This window comes from Bradyrhizobium erythrophlei, from assembly GCF_900129425.1.
GTDB classification, from domain to species: Bacteria; Pseudomonadota; Alphaproteobacteria; order Rhizobiales; family Xanthobacteraceae; genus Bradyrhizobium; species Bradyrhizobium erythrophlei_C.
In genome coordinates this window covers 1915931-1931446 of the sequence record NZ_LT670817.1, presented here as the reverse complement: position 1 = coordinate 1931446, position 15516 = coordinate 1915931, and the positions used below count along the sequence as shown (strand labels likewise).

Here is a 15516-nt window from a genome sequence, read left to right as displayed (position 1 = left end):
CCATGTCACGACGCGGAGCGCTGAACTTGAACAGGCATTTCAGCCGGCCGGTACTGGCGGTCGTTTTTTCGCTTACGCTGACGCTGCAGGCCCCAGCGGAAACCGTCGCCGCAACCGCGCGAAAATGGGGATTGATCGGCCGGTGGTCGGTGGACTGTGCGCGTCCCGCCGGCAGGGACAAAAGTGCGGTGCTGGCCTATGAGCTCGCCGCAAGCGACCAGGTCGTGCACCGGCGCGATTTCGGCGACACCCAAGATGAAAACCCGGTCGTCAGCGCCGAGGTTTCCGGCGATGGCGTTTTGAATTTGCGCGTCTTCTTCCCGAACTTCAAACAGACACGGGAATATGGACTTGTGAAGCAATCCGACGGAACCATGCAAACGACCTACAATCGTGGCCCGGACGAGCAATACAGCATCAAGGACAGCAAATTCACCGCCAACGGCAACCCGACGCCAGCCCTGCATAAATGCAGGTAGGGCCCAGCCAAACGAATAGCAACGCCGCTGGCCTGTTGGACCGCCCTGCCCTAGTGTCGAGCCGTAGTGAAGGGCCGAAGAGCCCGAACGGGAGACGTCCATGGCTGCCATTCGAATTCTCGCGACTGCGCTTTGCCTGCTCGCATCCACCGCCGCATTCGCCGAAGACCCCCTGCCCCGTGCCAAGCCTGAAGAGGTCGGCCTCTCCCCGGAGCGGCTGGCACGGATCGGCGCGACGCTGAAGGCCGACATCGAGGCGGGCCGCATTCCCGGCGCGGTCATCGCCATTGCTCGTCATGGCAAACTGGTGATGCTGGATTCCTACGGCTGGCGCGACAAGGCTGCCGGGGTCGCCATGACCACCGACACCATCTTCAACATCGCCTCGATGACCAAGCCGATGACGACGGTCGGCGCCCTGATGCTGTATGAGCAGGGCAAGATCCTGATCGACGATCCCCTCAGCAAGTATTTCCCGAAGTTCGCACAAATGTGTGTCGCGGTGCGCGACGCCGGCGAGCCAACCGCCGAGACCGTACCCGCCAATCGCCAGATCACGATCCAGGACCTGTTGCGCCACACCTCCGGCCTGATCTATGGCGGCCGCGGCACTACGCTGGTGCACAAGATGTATCCGGCCGGGAGCGGCGACGCGGCGCGCGACTATGACGGTTCGGCCTTCCTCGACAAACTGGCGTCGCTGCCGCTGTTGTACCAGCCCGCGACCGTGTGGGACTACGGATTCGGTCTCGACGTGATGGGCCTCACCATCGAAAGCATCACCAGGCAGACGCTCGGACAATATCTGCAGGCCAATCTGTTCACGCCGCTCGGGATGACCGATACCGGATTTTCGATTCCGGCGGACAAGGCAGATCGCTACGCCAAACCGTTGCCGATTGATCCCGACACCGGCAAGCCGCAGGCGCGCAGCCCGGAGCTGACGCAGCCGCTCAAATTCGAATGCGGCGGCGGATGTGCGGCCTCCACCGCGTCGGACTATCTGCGCTTTGCGACGATGCTGATGAACCACGGCCGATTCGGCGAGGCGCAGTTGCTCAGCCGCAAAACTGTCGACTACATGCTGTCCGACCAGTTGGGCCCGAATATCAAAAATCTCGTCGGCAACGCCGATCCGACCCGCGCCGATTACGGCTTCGGTCTCGGACTTGCGGTGCGTACCACACCCGGCGTGGTCAGGATGATGGGATCGGTCGGCCAGTTCTCGTGGCCCGGCGCCAGCGGCACCGACTGGTGGGTCGATCCGAAAGAAGAACTCGCGGTGGTGTATCTCTCGGCCGCGCCCGGCCCGATCCGCTGGCACTATCGGCAGTTGATCAACGCGCTGGTGTATCAGGCCATCGTCGACTAGTTCGCGATCGAAATTGACCGCGCCATCGCGAAGCGATGATTCTGAACGGCTGTTCAGAATTCTCTGCAACTGCTCCGGGAACGTTCCGTGCGATACGTAGTTTAATCCTCGTCATTAACCGAGGAGGAAAACATGAAGAAGCTTGGATACGTTATCGCCGCCATTGGTGCCATCGCGATCGCGGCGCCGTCGATTGCGAGTGCTGAAACCGTCGTGGTCAAGCACGGCGACCATATGCATCGCGATCATGGCTGGCACCATCACGACAAGAAGGTCATGATCATCAAGCATCATCACGAAGGTTAAGGTCCGACACAGGAGAATGGCCCCGAGAGGGGTCATTTTTCTTTTGGCGTGGCCAACGCATTTGATAGGGCGGCGGCCTCATCCTTCGAGACGCGCGCAAGGGCGCGCGACTCTGGATGACGTTCTGCCAGACCCTCATGGTGAGGAGCGCTGGCAAAGCCGCGCGTCTCGAACCATGAGGCCGCGGTCGCTCAACCTGCTTCACCTCAAGCAGAAAACGTCCTAATCCCACGCCGGCGCAAAACCGGGATTTACGCAGCGCTGGTCTTTCGGCAGCGACGCGATCGCCTTGATGTCCTCGTCGTCGAGCCCGACATTGAGCGCGTCGAGATTGGCCTGCTGGCTCTCGGCCTGCGACGCCTTCGGGATCGCGGCGACGCCGTCCTGGTCGAGCAGCCATTTCAGCGCCACCTGCGCCGCGCTGGCGCCATGCTTGCGGCCGATCGCGGCCAGCGTCTCGTTCGAGGCCGCCCGGCCCTGCGCCAGCGGGCAATAGGCCACCAAAGGAATCGATTTCGCCGCGAGATATTTTCGCACCGGGGTCTGGTCGAGCATCACGTGATATTCGATCTGGTTGCAGGCGATCGGGGCCTTGATCTCCTCGACCACGGTCTTCAGCAGCGCGATGTTGAAGTTGGCAACCCCGATGGCGCGGGTGCGGCCTTCTTGTTTGAGCTTGAGCAGGGTTTCGAACATCGCCGGCAGGTTCATGGTTTTCGCGGGCCAGTGCACCAGATAGAGATCGACGTGATCGAGCTTCAGTTTTTTCAGGCTGCTGTCGAACGCCTTGCGGATCGCGTCCGGCGCGAGGTTTTCATTCCAGACCTTGGTGGTGACATGGAGATCCTTGCGCGCGACGCGGGATGCGGCAATTGCAGCGCCGATGGCCTCTTCATTGTCGTACATTTCCGCGGTGTCGATATGCCGGTAGCCGAGGCCCAGCGCGCTCTCGACCGCCGCGCGGCAGACATCGCCCTGCATGCGATAGGTACCGAGCCCCAGCCGCGGCAGGCTGATGCCCTGGGTTTGCAGATAATCCATGATGACTCCTGAAAGACTTCAACCGGGATGAGTAACCGGTGAACAGACGTTTCGTTGGGGGGATAGATGAGCAACGTATCAGCCGCTTGATAGTCGGTCTGCGGCGCAGAGTCCAAATCAAGATCGGGTCAGGTGCTTAAGCCGAATCCGCAGGCCGCAGCGCAGCTAGCGTTTCCAGTTGCAGATGCCGCCCGAATTGCACGGCCAGGCCTGAATCCGCGTATCGAACGCCTGAGCATTGAGCGGATCGCTATGCCGCCGCGCCAGCTTGATACGAGCCGCGGCGCGCGGCTTTTCGGCGCGGGCGTGCATGACCCGGGTCTTCCGACCAACGGTCTTGGGCTCAACGGTCTTGGGCTCAACGGTCTTGGGCTCAACGGTCTTGGGCTCAGAGGTCTTGGGCTCAGAGGTCTTGGGCTCGGCTCTCTGGACCTCGGCCTCTTTCTGGACCTCGATCTTCTGGGTCTCGACTTCCCGGGGTTCGGGATTCGTGTCCGCAGCCGCCTGCGGGCCGCCGCTTCCGCGATCGACAGTGGCGTCGAGCGGGCCCGGCACGAAATGCTGGACGGGGCCAAGCGGCGTCGGCGAAAGCAGCGCTCTGGAAGGATCGAGGTGGAGAAAGTCGTCGGGATGGTACTCATCCGCGACCGCGAGGCCGCCCCACGTCGAAACCGTCGCGCAAATCACGGCGACAAAAACGTCTTTCAGGTCCATCCTGAACCCTCCTGAAATACTCAACAAGGCAACAACAACCCATCTAGGGAGCGGACGGCGCAATTCCAGCTGGTGTTGTGGGCAAGGTTACCGCGTTGACGACGCGGAACCGGCGTGCTCTGGCGGGCATGCCCAACATTTCGCCGCGAAACCGAATTGGCGCCGCTGGCGCATTAACGGGCCGATCAGCCGGTTGTTCCGCACCTGCGTGTATCCTGCGGCGCTCGCCCATAATTTGCGCACCCTTTGCCTAAATCCTGGCACCGATCGATCCAACTTTTTGTGCGCCCCGAGACAAGCCCTACACGGGCAAGTGACCGTAGGCTCCTTTCGAACTTGGAACATGGCTCGCCATGACAACGTCGAAGGAGAAAACAGATGCATAAGCGGTTTTCCACGCAAGCCGGGACGCGGCGTTCGCGAGCCGTGACGATCACCGGATTGTGCAATGCGATGCTGGGCGCATTCCTGCTGGCCGTCATTTGTGCACCGACCTCTGCCAGCGCTGCCGCGCCGGCAGGCTGCCAGGCGTTACAGGCCAAATATCCCGGCCTGAAGGGCAAGCAACTCGTCAATGCGATCAACCCGCACACTCCCGGCTATGAAGCGATTGATCCGAAGGACCCGAACAAATATGTCGGTTTCGACATCGATCTCGGCGAGCAGATCGGCGAGTGCCTTGGCTTCACGCTGACTTACAAGGCGGTGACCTTCGCAGCGCTGCTGACGACGTTGTCGAGCGGACAGGCCGACATTGTCATCTCCGATATTTACGCCACGGAAGAGCGCGCCAAGGCAGCCGACTTCATCACCTATTCGAAAGTGTTTGACGGCGTTCTGGTGGCCAAGGGCAATCCGAAGAAGCTCGACGGTATCAATCTGTCGCTGTGCGGCGCGGCGGCGGCCGAGAATACCGGCTTCGTTGAAGTGCCGCTGGTTCAGGCGCTCGTTCCGAAATGCAAGGCGGCGGGCAAGCCCGAACCTACCCTGCAGCTCTATGACAACAACGCCAATTGCATCCAGGCAATCCTCGCTGGCCGCGCCGACACCTATGTCAACGACGTCAACACCGTGGACCAGGCGGTCAAGGCCAATCCCGACAAGCTGGAGAAAGCGCTCGCGGTGACCATTCCCTATTCGGTCGGCATCGGCGTTCCCAAGGACAAGCCCGAATTCCGCGACGCGGTGCTAGCCGCGCTGATCGAAGTCCAGAAGGCCGGAATCCACATGGCTCTGCTGAAGAAGTGGGATCTCGACGTCAACAACTTTGAAGAACCGCAGATTCTTTCCGTCAAATAATGGCGCTGTTCGTTCATTACCTCAGCCTGCCGTACCTGCTCCAGGGCATCTGGTTCACCGTCGTGGTGACCGCCCTCGGGCTGGCCGGCGGGCTGATCCTCGGTCTGGTCGTCGCAGCGATGCAGCTCAGCCGTTTTGGGATCATGGCCGCGTTCGCCCGCGGCTACACCGTGATCTTCCGCGGCACGCCGCTGATCCTGCAGATGGTGTTCGCCTACGACGCGCTGCCGCAGATCGGGCTCAAGTTGAGCGCGGTCGGCGCCGCGGGTCTTGCGCTGGCCGCCAACGAAGCGCCGTTCATCGCTGAAATGCTTCGCGCCGGCGTGCTCGGCGTCGACCGCGGACAGCTGCTGGCCGGACAGGCGCTCGGCATGACGCCCGCACTACTGATGCGGCGCATCATCGCGCCGCAGGCGATTCGCACCATGATTCCGGCGTTCGGCAACGAAACCGTCAGCGCCTTGAAAAATTCGTCGCTTGCGAGCGTGATATCCGTGCAGGAGCTGACGCTGCGAAGCACCCAGCTTGCGTCTTCCACGTTCGATTTTTTCTCGATCTTCTTCGCCTCCGGCCTGATCTATCTGGTGCTGACGTCGGCGGTCAGCGTCATCCAGTTGTTCGTAGAACGGGCGCTCGACCTCGACCGCGCCACGCCGCAAGGGCGCCTCGCCATCTTCCTGCCCTGGCGCCGCGTCGATCTGTCGACGAAGCTGAGGCTTGCCGAACAAACCACCGCCAATGCCGGCCTGCTGCCGGCGCCGCCACGCGCAAGCTCCAGGAGCGATAGGGCGAAGCACGCCGCGATGGTCGAACGCAACAATGTCGTCGTTGAGGTAACCAAGCTGCGCAAGAATTATGGCGCGCAGACCGTGCTCAACGGGCTCGATCTGACGGTGCGGGTCGGAGAGGTGGTGGCGCTCCTTGGGCCCAGCGGTTCGGGCAAGAGCACACTGCTGCGCTGCATCAACCATCTGGAGAACTGGGATTCCGGCATGGTGCGCGTCGGCGGCCGCCGGCTCGGGCATCGCGACGACGGCAAGCCTTTGTCGCCGCGCGCGATCGCCAATGAACGGGCCAGCGTCGGCGTCGGCATGGTGTTTCAGCAGTTCAACCTGTTCAGCCATCTGACGGCGATGGAAAATCTCGCGGGGCCGCTGCGCTGGGTGCATGGCATGACCCGCGTCGATGCCGACCGGCGGGCCCGCGAATTGCTCGAGCGCGTCGGGCTGAGCCATCGCGCCGATGCGTTGCCGCGCCATCTCTCCGGCGGCCAGCAGCAGCGGGTCGCGATCGCCCGGGCACTGGCGCCCAATCCGAGCGTGTTGCTGCTGGACGAGCCGACTTCCGCGCTCGATCCCGAGCTCGTCAACGAGGTGCTGGAGGTGATCAGGCGGCTGGCGATCGATGACGGGCTGACGATGATTATATCGACCCATCAGATCCGCTTCGCCGATGAAGTCGCCGATCGCGTCGCCTTCCTTTCCGGCGGCTCGATCATCGAAGAGGGGCCGGCCCACGAAATCCTCACCCATCCGCGCCACCCGCTCACGGCGCGTTTCCTGAGCGTGGTGGAGGCGGACAAAACACCGGAGCAAACGGCATGACCAATCACCTCACGATCCGTTCCAAAGAGGCACGTGCATGAAGCATTTTACGCTACCGGTATCGCCGGCTTCCGTTCACTGGGGATACTTCAGCAAGAAGGTCTCGCCAGCCTTGACGCTGCGCTCGGGAGACCGCGCGACTATCGAGACGCTGACGCATCACGCCAACGACGACTACGAGCGCATGATTGCCAACGATCCGGGCGCGGAAAGCGTGTTCCACTGGACCCGCGAGCACAAGGCGGTGGTGCGCCGCGGCGCCGGCCCGACCGAGGGCCCGTTCATTCGCGGGTCCGGCGAAGGCGTCGGCGTTCACCTGCTGACCGGGCCCATCGCGGTCGAGAATGCAGAACCCGGCGACGTGCTGGAAGTCCGCATCCTGGACATTCGGCCGCGCCCCAGCTGTCACGCCTGCCACGCCGGCCGCTGCTTCGGCTCCAACGCCGCGGCGAATTGGGGTTTCCACTATCATGACCTCATTGAGGAGCCGAAGCCGCGCGAAGTCATCACCATCTTCGAGCTCGATACCTCGGGCGAGCCGTTTGCGAGAGCCGTCTATAATTATGTCTGGACGCCGCAGACCGACCCGGACGGCATCGTGCACGCCACGATCGATTATCCGGGCGTGCGGGTCGATCACGCGACCATCCGCAAGCGCGAGAATATCCTTGGCCATGTGAGGGTGCCGGCGCGGCTTCACTTCGGCACCATGGGGCTGGCGCCATCGGAATCGGATTTCGTCAGTTCGATTCCGCCGAGCTATACCGGCGGCAATATCGACGACTGGCGGATCGGCAAGGGGGCGCGGATGTATTATCCGGTCGCGGTACCCGGTGCTTTTTTCTCGGTGGGAGACCCGCACGCGGCCCAGGGCGACAGCGAACTGGGCGGCACCGCCATCGAGACCTCCCTGACCGGCGACTTCGAGTTCATCCTGCACAAGCACGGCGATCTCGCCGGCACCGCGCTGGAGGGGCTTACCCATCCGATGCTGGAGACCGACCACGCCTGGTCGATGTACGGTTTTACCTATCCGAATTATCTCGCCGAGCTCGGAGCCGATGCGCAGACCGAAATCGCCAATCATTCGAGTCTCGACCGCGCCATGCGCGACGCGTTCCGCAAGCTCCGGCGGTTCCTGATGACGGTGCATGGCCTGAGCGAGGATGAGGCGATTTCGCTGATGTCGGTGGGTGCCGATTTCGGCGTGACCCAGGTGGTCGACGCCAATTGGGGCGTCCATGGCACGATCCGGAAGAACGTTTTCAGGTGCGACTGACAACTTGAGGAATGGCCCCCGGAACATGGGAACAAGATCAGGGGTTGCAGATTCCCCAGGGATATCCGGGGATTATATCCGGTGGCCGCCGGGGCGGCTCGCGCCGCGCGTCTGGCACGGAGGTTGCTTTGATTCCCGCGTTTGGGATCGACGTATGAGCTTCCGCCCGTTCACCAGCGAGTCCTACTCCGAGCACGACCGGCTCGAGGCGTGGCGGGACGTCCTGAGTGCGGTCGGTCTTGAGCCATCGGCGGGTTCGGCCGTTCACACCGGGCATGCGACGGCATCGCGTCGTACTGCCGAGGGCGTGGTGCTGGCCCGGCTGGCGGCCGGACCCCAGGCCGTTTCGCCGGTGTCACGTCTCGCAGACGACATGCCGATCGTGCTGTTACCGATCGAGGACGGCGTCACGCTCAGGACTGCCTCGGGCCATCAGATCGTCTCTATCGGGCACCTGCTGTTGCTGCCGCGAAAGGGCGACTGGAGCGTGGCCTTCCAGCGCGACATGCGCGCCCTGGTTTTGTCGGTGACGTCGGATGCGTTTCATGGCCGCAAGATCGGCAAGCCCGTATTCGACGAGGTCCGGGTGCTGGCGCCTGGCGGATTCACCGAGGTGTTTTCGCGCACGCTGGAGACGGCGGCGCGAAATCTCGAGACGCTTTCCGATATCGAATGGGCCGCTGTCGCACAAAGCCTCGCCGATCTCTTGCCGACATTCGTCGCGCCGACGACGGATGCAGGCTGCACGGCAACGCAGGCGGCGATCCTTCACCGGCTTTGCCAAACCATTGAACGCAAGCTTGACGATCCCGATCTCACCCCGGCGCGGGTGGCGGAGAGCGAAGGAATATCCGAGCGTTACTTACAAAAGATTTTTGAAGGCTCCGGCAGCAGTTTTACGCATTATTTGCGCGAGCGGCGGCTGCAGCGGACGTCGGCGGAATTGTCGAACCCGGCCGAGGCGCACCATTCGATCTCGGAAATTGCCTATCGCAACGGCTTCAATGATTCAGCGCATTTCAGCCGGACGTTCCGCCATCGCTTCGGACTCTCGCCGCGCGAATTTCGCCAGCAGGAACTCGAACGCTTCACCGCCTCCTCCTCCGCGGCCGGCCAGCGCGGCTGGCCGCAGCAGGCGCTGGCGCAGCTGCGCAGCCATCATCCCCTGGCGAGCGCGGCAAGGAACACCGAACCCTCACCAGCCGATATCGTTTGCGGGAGCGCCGAAGGCAAGCAGCATCACCATCACCTATCGGTGCAGGCGGCGCGCGTGCATTGGGGATATTTCTCGAGGTCGCTGGCGCCGCAGGTCGAGATCAATTCGGGCGACACCATCACGATCGAGACCCTGACCCAGCATGCATCGGACGACCCGGAGCGGATGATCGCGGGCGACGCTGGCGCCGAAAGCGTGTTCCACTGGACCCCAACCGCGAAGAATGTCGATCGGCGCGGTGCCGGACCGATGGATGCATCGGTCTACGGCCGCGGTGCCGGTGAAGGGTTCGGCGTTCACATCTGCACCGGCCCGGTGGCGGTGAAGGACGCCCAGCCCGGCGACGTGCTCGAGGTCCGTATCCTCGACATCGTGCCGCGTGCAAGCCGAAACCCCGATTTCGAAGGCCAGGTGTTCGGCTCCAGCGTCGCGGCATGGTGGGGGTATCACTACAACGAGTTGCTTGCCGAGCCGAAGCCGCGCGAGGCGGTGACGATCTACGAGATCCACTTCGCGAGGCGCGAAGGCGATCTCGAAGAGACACCTTACGCGCGCGCGCTGTATTCCTATCGCTGGCAGCCGCAGGCCGATCCGTTCGGCGTTGTGCACGCCACCTATGATTATCCCGGCGTCCCGGTCGTGCCAGGCTCCGTCAGACGAAGGCACAACGTGCTGGACGGCATTCGCATCCCGCTGCGCCCGCATTTCGGCGTGGTCGCAGTTGCGCCCCGCGAGGTGGATTTCGTCGACTCGATTCCGCCGTCCTATTTCGGCGGCAATCTCGATAATTGGCGGCTCGGCAAGGGGTCGGCGGTCTATCTGCCGGTTTCGGTGCCGGGCGCGTTATTGTCGGTGGGAGATCCCCATGCGACCCAGGGCGACGGCGAATTGGGGGGCACCGCGATCGAATGTTCGATGACCGGAACATTCCAGCTCATTCTTCACAAGAAAGCGGATCTGGCCGGCCAGGTCTTCGCCGATCTGACCTATCCGCTGATCGAGACCGAGACCGACTGGGTCTTGACTGGCTTCAGCCACCCGAACTATCTCGCCGAGTTCGGCGCCAAGGGCCAGAGCGAGGTCTACGCGACGTCGTCGCTCGATCTGGCGATGAAGGACGCGTTCCGGAAGATGCGCCGCTTCCTGATGAACATCAAAGGGCTGAGCGAGGACGAGGCGATCGCGCTGATGTCGGCCGCGGTCGACTTTGGCGTGACGCAGGTGGTGGATGGCAATTGGGGCGTGCATGCCATCCTGAGCAAGCGACTGTTTGAAAATGTCCCGCGATCGTAACCAGCCGAGGCCGCATCCGTTGAAATTCCACATGATCGCAGGCGGGCCGAGACCGGTGGCGCCGTTCAGCCATGCCGTCGAAACCGATGGTTTTGTCTTTGTCACCGGACAGATGCCCGATACGCCGGAGGCGCCGGGCGAGTTGCCCGATGGCATCGAGGCGCAAACGCGAGCGGTGATGGAGAATCTGAGGCTGGTGCTGGGCGGGCTCGATCTTGATTTCGAACACGTGGTGATGGCGCGGATTTACCTGACGCGCTTCCAGCAAGATTACGCGGTCATGAACGAGACCTATCGGAGCTATTTTGCGCCGGATCGCCTGCCGGCCCGCACCTGTGTCGGCGTCACTGGCCTTGCCTACGAGGCCCTGATCGAGATCGACCTGATCTGCCGCCGGCCGACCTAACTCTCCTTGGCGATCGACCCCAACCAGCGATGGACCTCGCGGCGTTGCTCGATTTCCGGCCTCATCCTTCGGCACGGCTCAGCAAAGCGTGAAATTTTTTTGATCTTCGCGAACCATCGGGCTTGAAGAATGTTTCCAGAGCACTGGGCCGCTTTCACCCCTGTCGGCGGCCTGGGAGGGAGAGGTCCCGCCACGAAAACCCGAAGCCCCCGGCGGGACCTCTCAGCTTTCGGAACAGCAGGCTGTTACCGACGAAATCCAGGTCCTGGCGTCTATGCCGTGTCATTTCGCAACAGATTCCGGTTGCGCAGAGACCTCCACGACCCATTTTTCGGCGGGCAGCAAACATTTGCCGGAAGCCGCATCCAGGGCTAATACAGGTTCGCCCCTTGATTCCGCTGCACGCTCTCGTATCGATGGCGTGACTTTTTCCCGTAAAACGACAATGCCGATATGCTCCTAGCGCCGTTCTCTGCGTCTGACGTTCCCAAGCCCGTCGGCGGCGGTGGCCCGAAATCCCGGGGTGACGAAAGAAGGGTCAACCTTCTCATCCTTTGCTGCCTCGCTCTGGTGGTGGGCGTGATGACCGGCTGCGGCGCCGTCGCGTTGCGCATGCTGATCGGATTTTTCCACAATGTGTTTTACAACGGCACTTTCAGCGCCCTGTACGATGCGAACGTCACCGAAGGGCCGAGCCGGTTTGGCAACCTTGTTTTCCTTTCACCCGTTATCGGCGGCCTGATCGTCGTATTCCTGGTAGAGCGTTTCGCACCGGAGGCCAAGGGCCACGGCGTTCCCGAGGTCATGGATGCGGTGTTCTACAAGCGCGGCAACATCCGCGGCAAGGTTGCTATCGTCAAAGCGCTGGCCTCGGCGCTTTCGATAGGCAGCGGCGCCGCCGTCGGTCGCGAAGGCCCTATCATTCAGATCGGTGCGGCGCTGGGATCGGCATTTGCCCAGGCGATCCGGCTGTCGACGTGGCAGAAGATCACCCTGCTCTCGGCGGGCGCGGGCGCAGGCATCGCCGCGACCTTCAACACGCCGCTCGGCGGGGTGCTGTTCGCGCTGGAAATTCTGTTGCCGGAAGTCTCGAACCGCACCTTCCTTCCCGTGGTCATCGCGACCGGCGCCGCAACCACCATCGGCAGGATATTGATCGGCCCCAATCCGGCGTTCGCCGTCGCCGATATCCAGTTTTCCCTGGCACAGGCGCTCGGCGCCGAAGACGCAATCGCTTTCGTCCTGCTCGGCGTGCTGTGCGGGGTGGCCTCGTGGGCCTTTATTCGCCTGCTCGTCGTGATGGAGGACGGTTTTCCGAAATTGCCGGGCAATGTCTACACACAGAACATGGTCGGCATGGCGGCGATCGGATTGATGATGGTCGCCCTCACCCACCTCTACGGTCATCCCTATGTGGATGGCGTGGGCTATGGCGTCATTCAGTCGATCCTCGACCAGAAAATGACCGCGGCCGGCCTGCTTATCCTGCTGTTTGCTCTCAAACTGCTCGCCACCACCATCAGCCTCGGTTGCGGCGCCTCCGGCGGCATCTTTTCGCCATCGCTCTATCTGGGCGCCACGTTGGGCGCCGCATTCGCGGCTGTCGCGGCATACATTCTTCCTCATGCCGGCCTGACCGTTCCCTCGGCCGCGATCGTCGGCATGGCGGCGATGGTCGGCGCGGGAACCGGCGGAGTCATGACCGCCATCGTCATGGTGTTCGAAATGACGCGCGACTACGCCATCATCGTGCCCGTCATCGTCGCGGTCGCGGTAGCGGCCGGGATACGGCGCTCGCTGATCGGCGAGACGATCTACACGGTGAAGCTGCGCCATCGCGGCCATCGCATCCCCAAAGAGCGGCACATCAATCTCTATCTCGTCAAGCAGGCGCAGGACATCATGGAGCGGCGCTTCATCGTCGCGAAGGCCGGCACGGCGCTGAAGGAAGCGATGGTCGCCGAAGACAAGGACGACCTGCGCGCCATCATTGTCGAGCGCGGGGGTAGAATTGTCGGCCTGATTCCGCCGCGCTCGGGTCTGTGGCGCGAATCCCGAACCAATCCTGACCTGCTGATCGAAAGCTTTGTCGAAAGCCGCATTGTCATTTGCCGTGACATTGATCTTCTAAGCCTGGTGTTCGTCAGATTAAAACGCCATCGCTCCGGCGCCGCCATCGTCTTTCGCGGCGTCGCCCGCCCGAGGGTGCACGATATTGTCGGGATCATCACCAAGCGGGCGATCGCCGACGCGGTCATCGACAGCTTCGACGATTGATTTTACGGGCTGATCCCGCGCTCATCGCAGTCATTCGTCCGCCAGTACTGTTCGAGAACACTGGCTGGCCAGCGCATCGGCTGCCTCCAGCGACTTGATGTCGTCGGCGGTCAGTGCGCGAGACGGTTGGCCTGACGCATCCGGTCGAGCGCGTTGCGTATCGAGAGCGCATCGGAAAATAGCGGCTCGGTCTTGCGCAGCGCAATTTAACAGACGAACCCCTGGCGTGCAGGTCAGAGGGTGCGGAGGAACGCGACCAGGTCGTGCTTCTCCTCACCGGTCAATTTCGTGCCGAGCACCAGATTGAAGAACTCAACCGTATCATCTAGCGTCAGCAGACGCCCGTCGTGCAAGTAGGGCGGCGTATCCTTGATGCCGCGCAGCGGGAAGGTCTTGACGGCGCCGTCACCGACTTCATTCAAGCCGTTGATCATCTCCGGCTTGAAGAAACGCTCGGTCTTGAGATCGTGCATCAGGTTGTCGGTGTAATAGGGCGCGGCGTGGCATGACTCGCATCGGCCCTTGCCGAAGAATATCTCCTGGCCGCGCAGCTCGGCTTGCGTGGCCTTGGCAGGATCGAGCTTGCCGAACACGTCAAGCTTCGGTGCCGGCGGGAAGCCCAGTTCCTCCTGGAATTCCGCCATCAGGTCGACCTGGCTGATCCGATCGAGGGGGTTCAGACCCTTCTTGGTGGCGATCACGTTGTCACCGTCGAAATACGCTCCGGCCTGCTCGAATTGGGTGAAATCCTCGATGGTCTTGAGCGCACGCTGCGAGCCGAACAGCCGCTGGATTTGCACGCCGCGCAGGCTCGGGGTGACGATGCGATGGCGGGATTCCTCCGGGCGCGCATCGGGAGCAAGATGCGTGGCCTTGTTGGTGTGACCGTTGGAGTGGCAGTCGAAGCACGCCGAGCCGCGGCTCGGCAGTTCGGAACGACGGTCTTCGGTCAGATTGAACTGCTGCTGCGGGAACGCAGTAACGAGCAGGCGGAGGCCGTCCAGCTGCTTGGGTGGGATAATGCCGTTGAACAGCTCGTAATAGTTCTCAATGGTGACGAGCTTGCCTTGCGAGACGTCGCCGAGGTCGGTGCGCTGATTGAGGTACATCGGCGGCGGGAATTCGGGCAGGAAATGATCGGGGATGTCGTACTCGACGTCGAAGCGCGTGAGATCGCGTCCCTCCTGCCGTTTGATCTCGTCGATCACGAAGTGCGGAAACACGAAGCCGCCTGCCGAATGCTTCGGATGGGGTAACGGATAAAATCCCTTGGGAAACGCGTTCTGTTCGCGGATCTGCTCCGGGCTCATATTCGCAAGAGCCTCCCACGTCTTTCCCGTCGGGAGCTTGACGCGAACGCCTTCCTGCACCGGTTTTGTGCGATCCATGGTGACGCCGGACGCCGGCCGATCGCTCAGGTCATACCGCTCGTTGAGAAGCGCCATGTGCTCGCGCGTGACATCGGGTTTTTGTGCGGACAGCCTGGCGAAGATCGCCGAGAATGGCTCTTCTATGTCGACCGGCATATAGCTCGACTTGCCGCGTGGCCCTTGCTGTGCGTAGGCAAAGCCGAACGCAAGGATGACGGTGGCCGCGGCCACGCCGGCCAGAAGTTTTCGGGATTTCGCTAGGATCATGGCACGCTCCCTGATGCTGCCCCTTGATGGAACAACCGAACGCGCACCCACGCGGTGCTCGGGCGCGCAAATGGTCAGCGCTTCTCACACCGGCAATCGGCGATGTGCAGGTATCAAATTCCCAAGGTTTAAAATTCCCAAGGTTTCGCTTTCGCTGCCGTACAGCGTTGCGCGATCTTCGCCCGGTTGACGGTATTCCTAGTCAGCGCGGCCGTTCTGGTCGTTCAAATGGTAGGCGTGCTCCGAAACATCGTTGCCAAACAAAGCGCGTTTGGTGGGGTATCCTGGTTGGGTGTCTGGCAGCGAAAAATAAACAGATGGCTTGCCGCCGACATTAAATTGTAGCTCGGGAAACTAAATTTTATTTTATGCAATCATCAGGTGCGTAGTGCAGCGCTGCCGGCGGGTTACTGCCCCAGTCTGAGAAATTTGATGCAGGTCTCATAGAACAAATACATGTGCGCCTTGCAGCTATCGCTTGCCGCATCTGCCTCGGGGGGTCGAAGCTTTTATTGCGGCGAGGGCGGCCGGCCGACGTTGAATGACATCGAGGAGATCATCGGGGGCTTTTGCACTCGGGATTGTGAATCGGC

General features: G+C 62.2%; 12 protein-coding genes and 1 pseudogene. 9 read left to right on the top strand and 4 right to left on the bottom strand.

The window, feature by feature from the left end; all coding sequences use genetic code 11:
• Window positions 1–26: 26 nt before the first annotated feature.
• The 3 genes from B5527_RS09175 to B5527_RS45260 all read left to right on the top strand — a co-directional run bounded on the left by B5527_RS09175 (window position 27) and on the right by B5527_RS45260 (window position 2157).
• On the top strand, window positions 27–479 hold the full coding sequence (locus B5527_RS09175) for a hypothetical protein (RefSeq protein ID WP_245332556.1): 453 nt from the start codon (window positions 27–29) through the stop codon (window positions 477–479).
• Window positions 480–579: 100 nt separating this feature from the next.
• On the top strand, window positions 580–1851 hold the full coding sequence (locus B5527_RS09170) for a serine hydrolase domain-containing protein (RefSeq protein WP_079600999.1): 1272 nt from the start codon (window positions 580–582) through the stop codon (window positions 1849–1851).
• Window positions 1852–1983: 132 nt separating this feature from the next.
• Window positions 1984–2157 (top strand): hypothetical protein, encoded by a 174-nt coding sequence (locus B5527_RS45260; RefSeq protein WP_172842520.1) that lies wholly within the window; start codon window positions 1984–1986, stop codon window positions 2155–2157.
• 222 nt (window positions 2158–2379) lie between these two features.
• On the opposite strand, the gene B5527_RS09165 is transcribed toward B5527_RS45260, so the two are convergent.
• Together B5527_RS09165 and B5527_RS09160 are read right to left on the bottom strand one after the other, a co-directional pair.
• Complete coding sequence (locus B5527_RS09165; RefSeq protein WP_079600998.1) at window positions 2380–3198, bottom strand: aldo/keto reductase; 819 nt, start codon at window positions 3196–3198, stop codon at window positions 2380–2382.
• 165 nt (window positions 3199–3363) lie between these two features.
• Window positions 3364–3912 carry a hypothetical protein gene (locus tag B5527_RS09160; protein WP_079600997.1) on the bottom strand — a complete coding sequence of 183 codons (549 nt, stop codon included), beginning with the start codon at window positions 3910–3912 and terminating at the stop codon, window positions 3364–3366.
• Between the two features lie 453 nt (window positions 3913–4365).
• Here B5527_RS09160 and B5527_RS09155 point away from each other — a divergent pair, with 453 nt between their 5' ends.
• The 6 genes from B5527_RS09155 to B5527_RS09130 all read left to right on the top strand — a co-directional run bounded on the left by B5527_RS09155 (window position 4366) and on the right by B5527_RS09130 (window position 13286).
• Window positions 4366–5211 (top strand): ABC transporter substrate-binding protein, encoded by an 846-nt coding sequence (locus B5527_RS09155; RefSeq protein ID WP_245332710.1) that lies wholly within the window; start codon window positions 4366–4368, stop codon window positions 5209–5211.
• The gene (locus B5527_RS09150) at window positions 5211–6815 is read left to right on the top strand and encodes an amino acid ABC transporter permease/ATP-binding protein (RefSeq protein ID WP_079600995.1); all 1605 of its coding nucleotides are present in this window, start codon (window positions 5211–5213) and stop codon (window positions 6813–6815) included. The genes B5527_RS09155 and B5527_RS09150 overlap by 1 nt, the downstream gene beginning before the upstream one ends.
• A 37-nt stretch (window positions 6816–6852) precedes the next feature.
• Entirely contained in the window at window positions 6853–8094 is a 1242-nt protein-coding gene (locus B5527_RS09145) for an acetamidase/formamidase family protein (protein ID WP_079600994.1), read from the top strand.
• A 154-nt stretch (window positions 8095–8248) separates the two neighbouring features.
• Entirely contained in the window at window positions 8249–10603 is a 2355-nt protein-coding gene (locus tag B5527_RS09140) for an acetamidase/formamidase family protein (protein ID WP_079600993.1), read from the top strand.
• Window positions 10604–10622: 19 nt separating this feature from the next.
• On the top strand, window positions 10623–11009 hold the full coding sequence (locus B5527_RS09135; RefSeq protein WP_079607176.1) for a RidA family protein: 387 nt from the start codon (window positions 10623–10625) through the stop codon (window positions 11007–11009).
• 582 nt (window positions 11010–11591) lie between these two features.
• Window positions 11592–13286, top strand: coding sequence for a chloride channel protein (locus B5527_RS09130; RefSeq protein ID WP_245332555.1), 1695 nt, complete (start codon window positions 11592–11594; stop codon window positions 13284–13286).
• 30 nt (window positions 13287–13316) lie between these two features.
• Here the strand turns inward: B5527_RS09130 and B5527_RS47565 are convergent.
• Together B5527_RS47565 and B5527_RS09120 are read right to left on the bottom strand one after the other, a co-directional pair.
• Window positions 13317–13492: pseudogene (locus B5527_RS47565) on the bottom strand (CbbX protein); the annotation flags it as partial.
• 27 nt (window positions 13493–13519) lie between these two features.
• Window positions 13520–14923 (bottom strand): cytochrome B6, encoded by a 1404-nt coding sequence (locus tag B5527_RS09120; RefSeq protein ID WP_245332554.1) that lies wholly within the window; start codon window positions 14921–14923, stop codon window positions 13520–13522.
• Between the last annotated feature and the right edge of the window lie 593 nt (window positions 14924–15516).

Excerpts from the sequence above, each read along its gene's own strand:
- B5527_RS09170 (WP_079600999.1), top strand. The coding sequence starts at position 580 with ATGGCTGCCATTCGAATTCTCGCGACTGCGCTTTGCCTGCTCGCATCC.
- B5527_RS45260 (WP_172842520.1), top strand. The coding sequence starts at position 1,984 with ATGAAGAAGCTTGGATACGTTATCGCCGCCATTGGTGCCATCGCGATC.
- B5527_RS09165 (WP_079600998.1), bottom strand. The coding sequence starts at position 3,198 with ATGGATTATCTGCAAACCCAGGGCATCAGCCTGCCGCGGCTGGGGCTC.
- B5527_RS09160 (WP_079600997.1), bottom strand. The coding sequence starts at position 3,912 with ATGGACCTGAAAGACGTTTTTGTCGCCGTGATTTGCGCGACGGTTTCG.
- B5527_RS09155 (WP_245332710.1), top strand. The coding sequence starts at position 4,366 with ATGCTGGGCGCATTCCTGCTGGCCGTCATTTGTGCACCGACCTCTGCC.
- B5527_RS09150 (WP_079600995.1), top strand. The coding sequence starts at position 5,211 with ATGGCGCTGTTCGTTCATTACCTCAGCCTGCCGTACCTGCTCCAGGGC.
- B5527_RS09145 (WP_079600994.1), top strand. The coding sequence starts at position 6,853 with ATGAAGCATTTTACGCTACCGGTATCGCCGGCTTCCGTTCACTGGGGA.
- B5527_RS09140 (WP_079600993.1), top strand. The coding sequence starts at position 8,249 with ATGAGCTTCCGCCCGTTCACCAGCGAGTCCTACTCCGAGCACGACCGG.
- B5527_RS09130 (WP_245332555.1), top strand. The coding sequence starts at position 11,592 with ATGACCGGCTGCGGCGCCGTCGCGTTGCGCATGCTGATCGGATTTTTC.
- B5527_RS09120 (WP_245332554.1), bottom strand. The coding sequence starts at position 14,923 with ATGATCCTAGCGAAATCCCGAAAACTTCTGGCCGGCGTGGCCGCGGCC.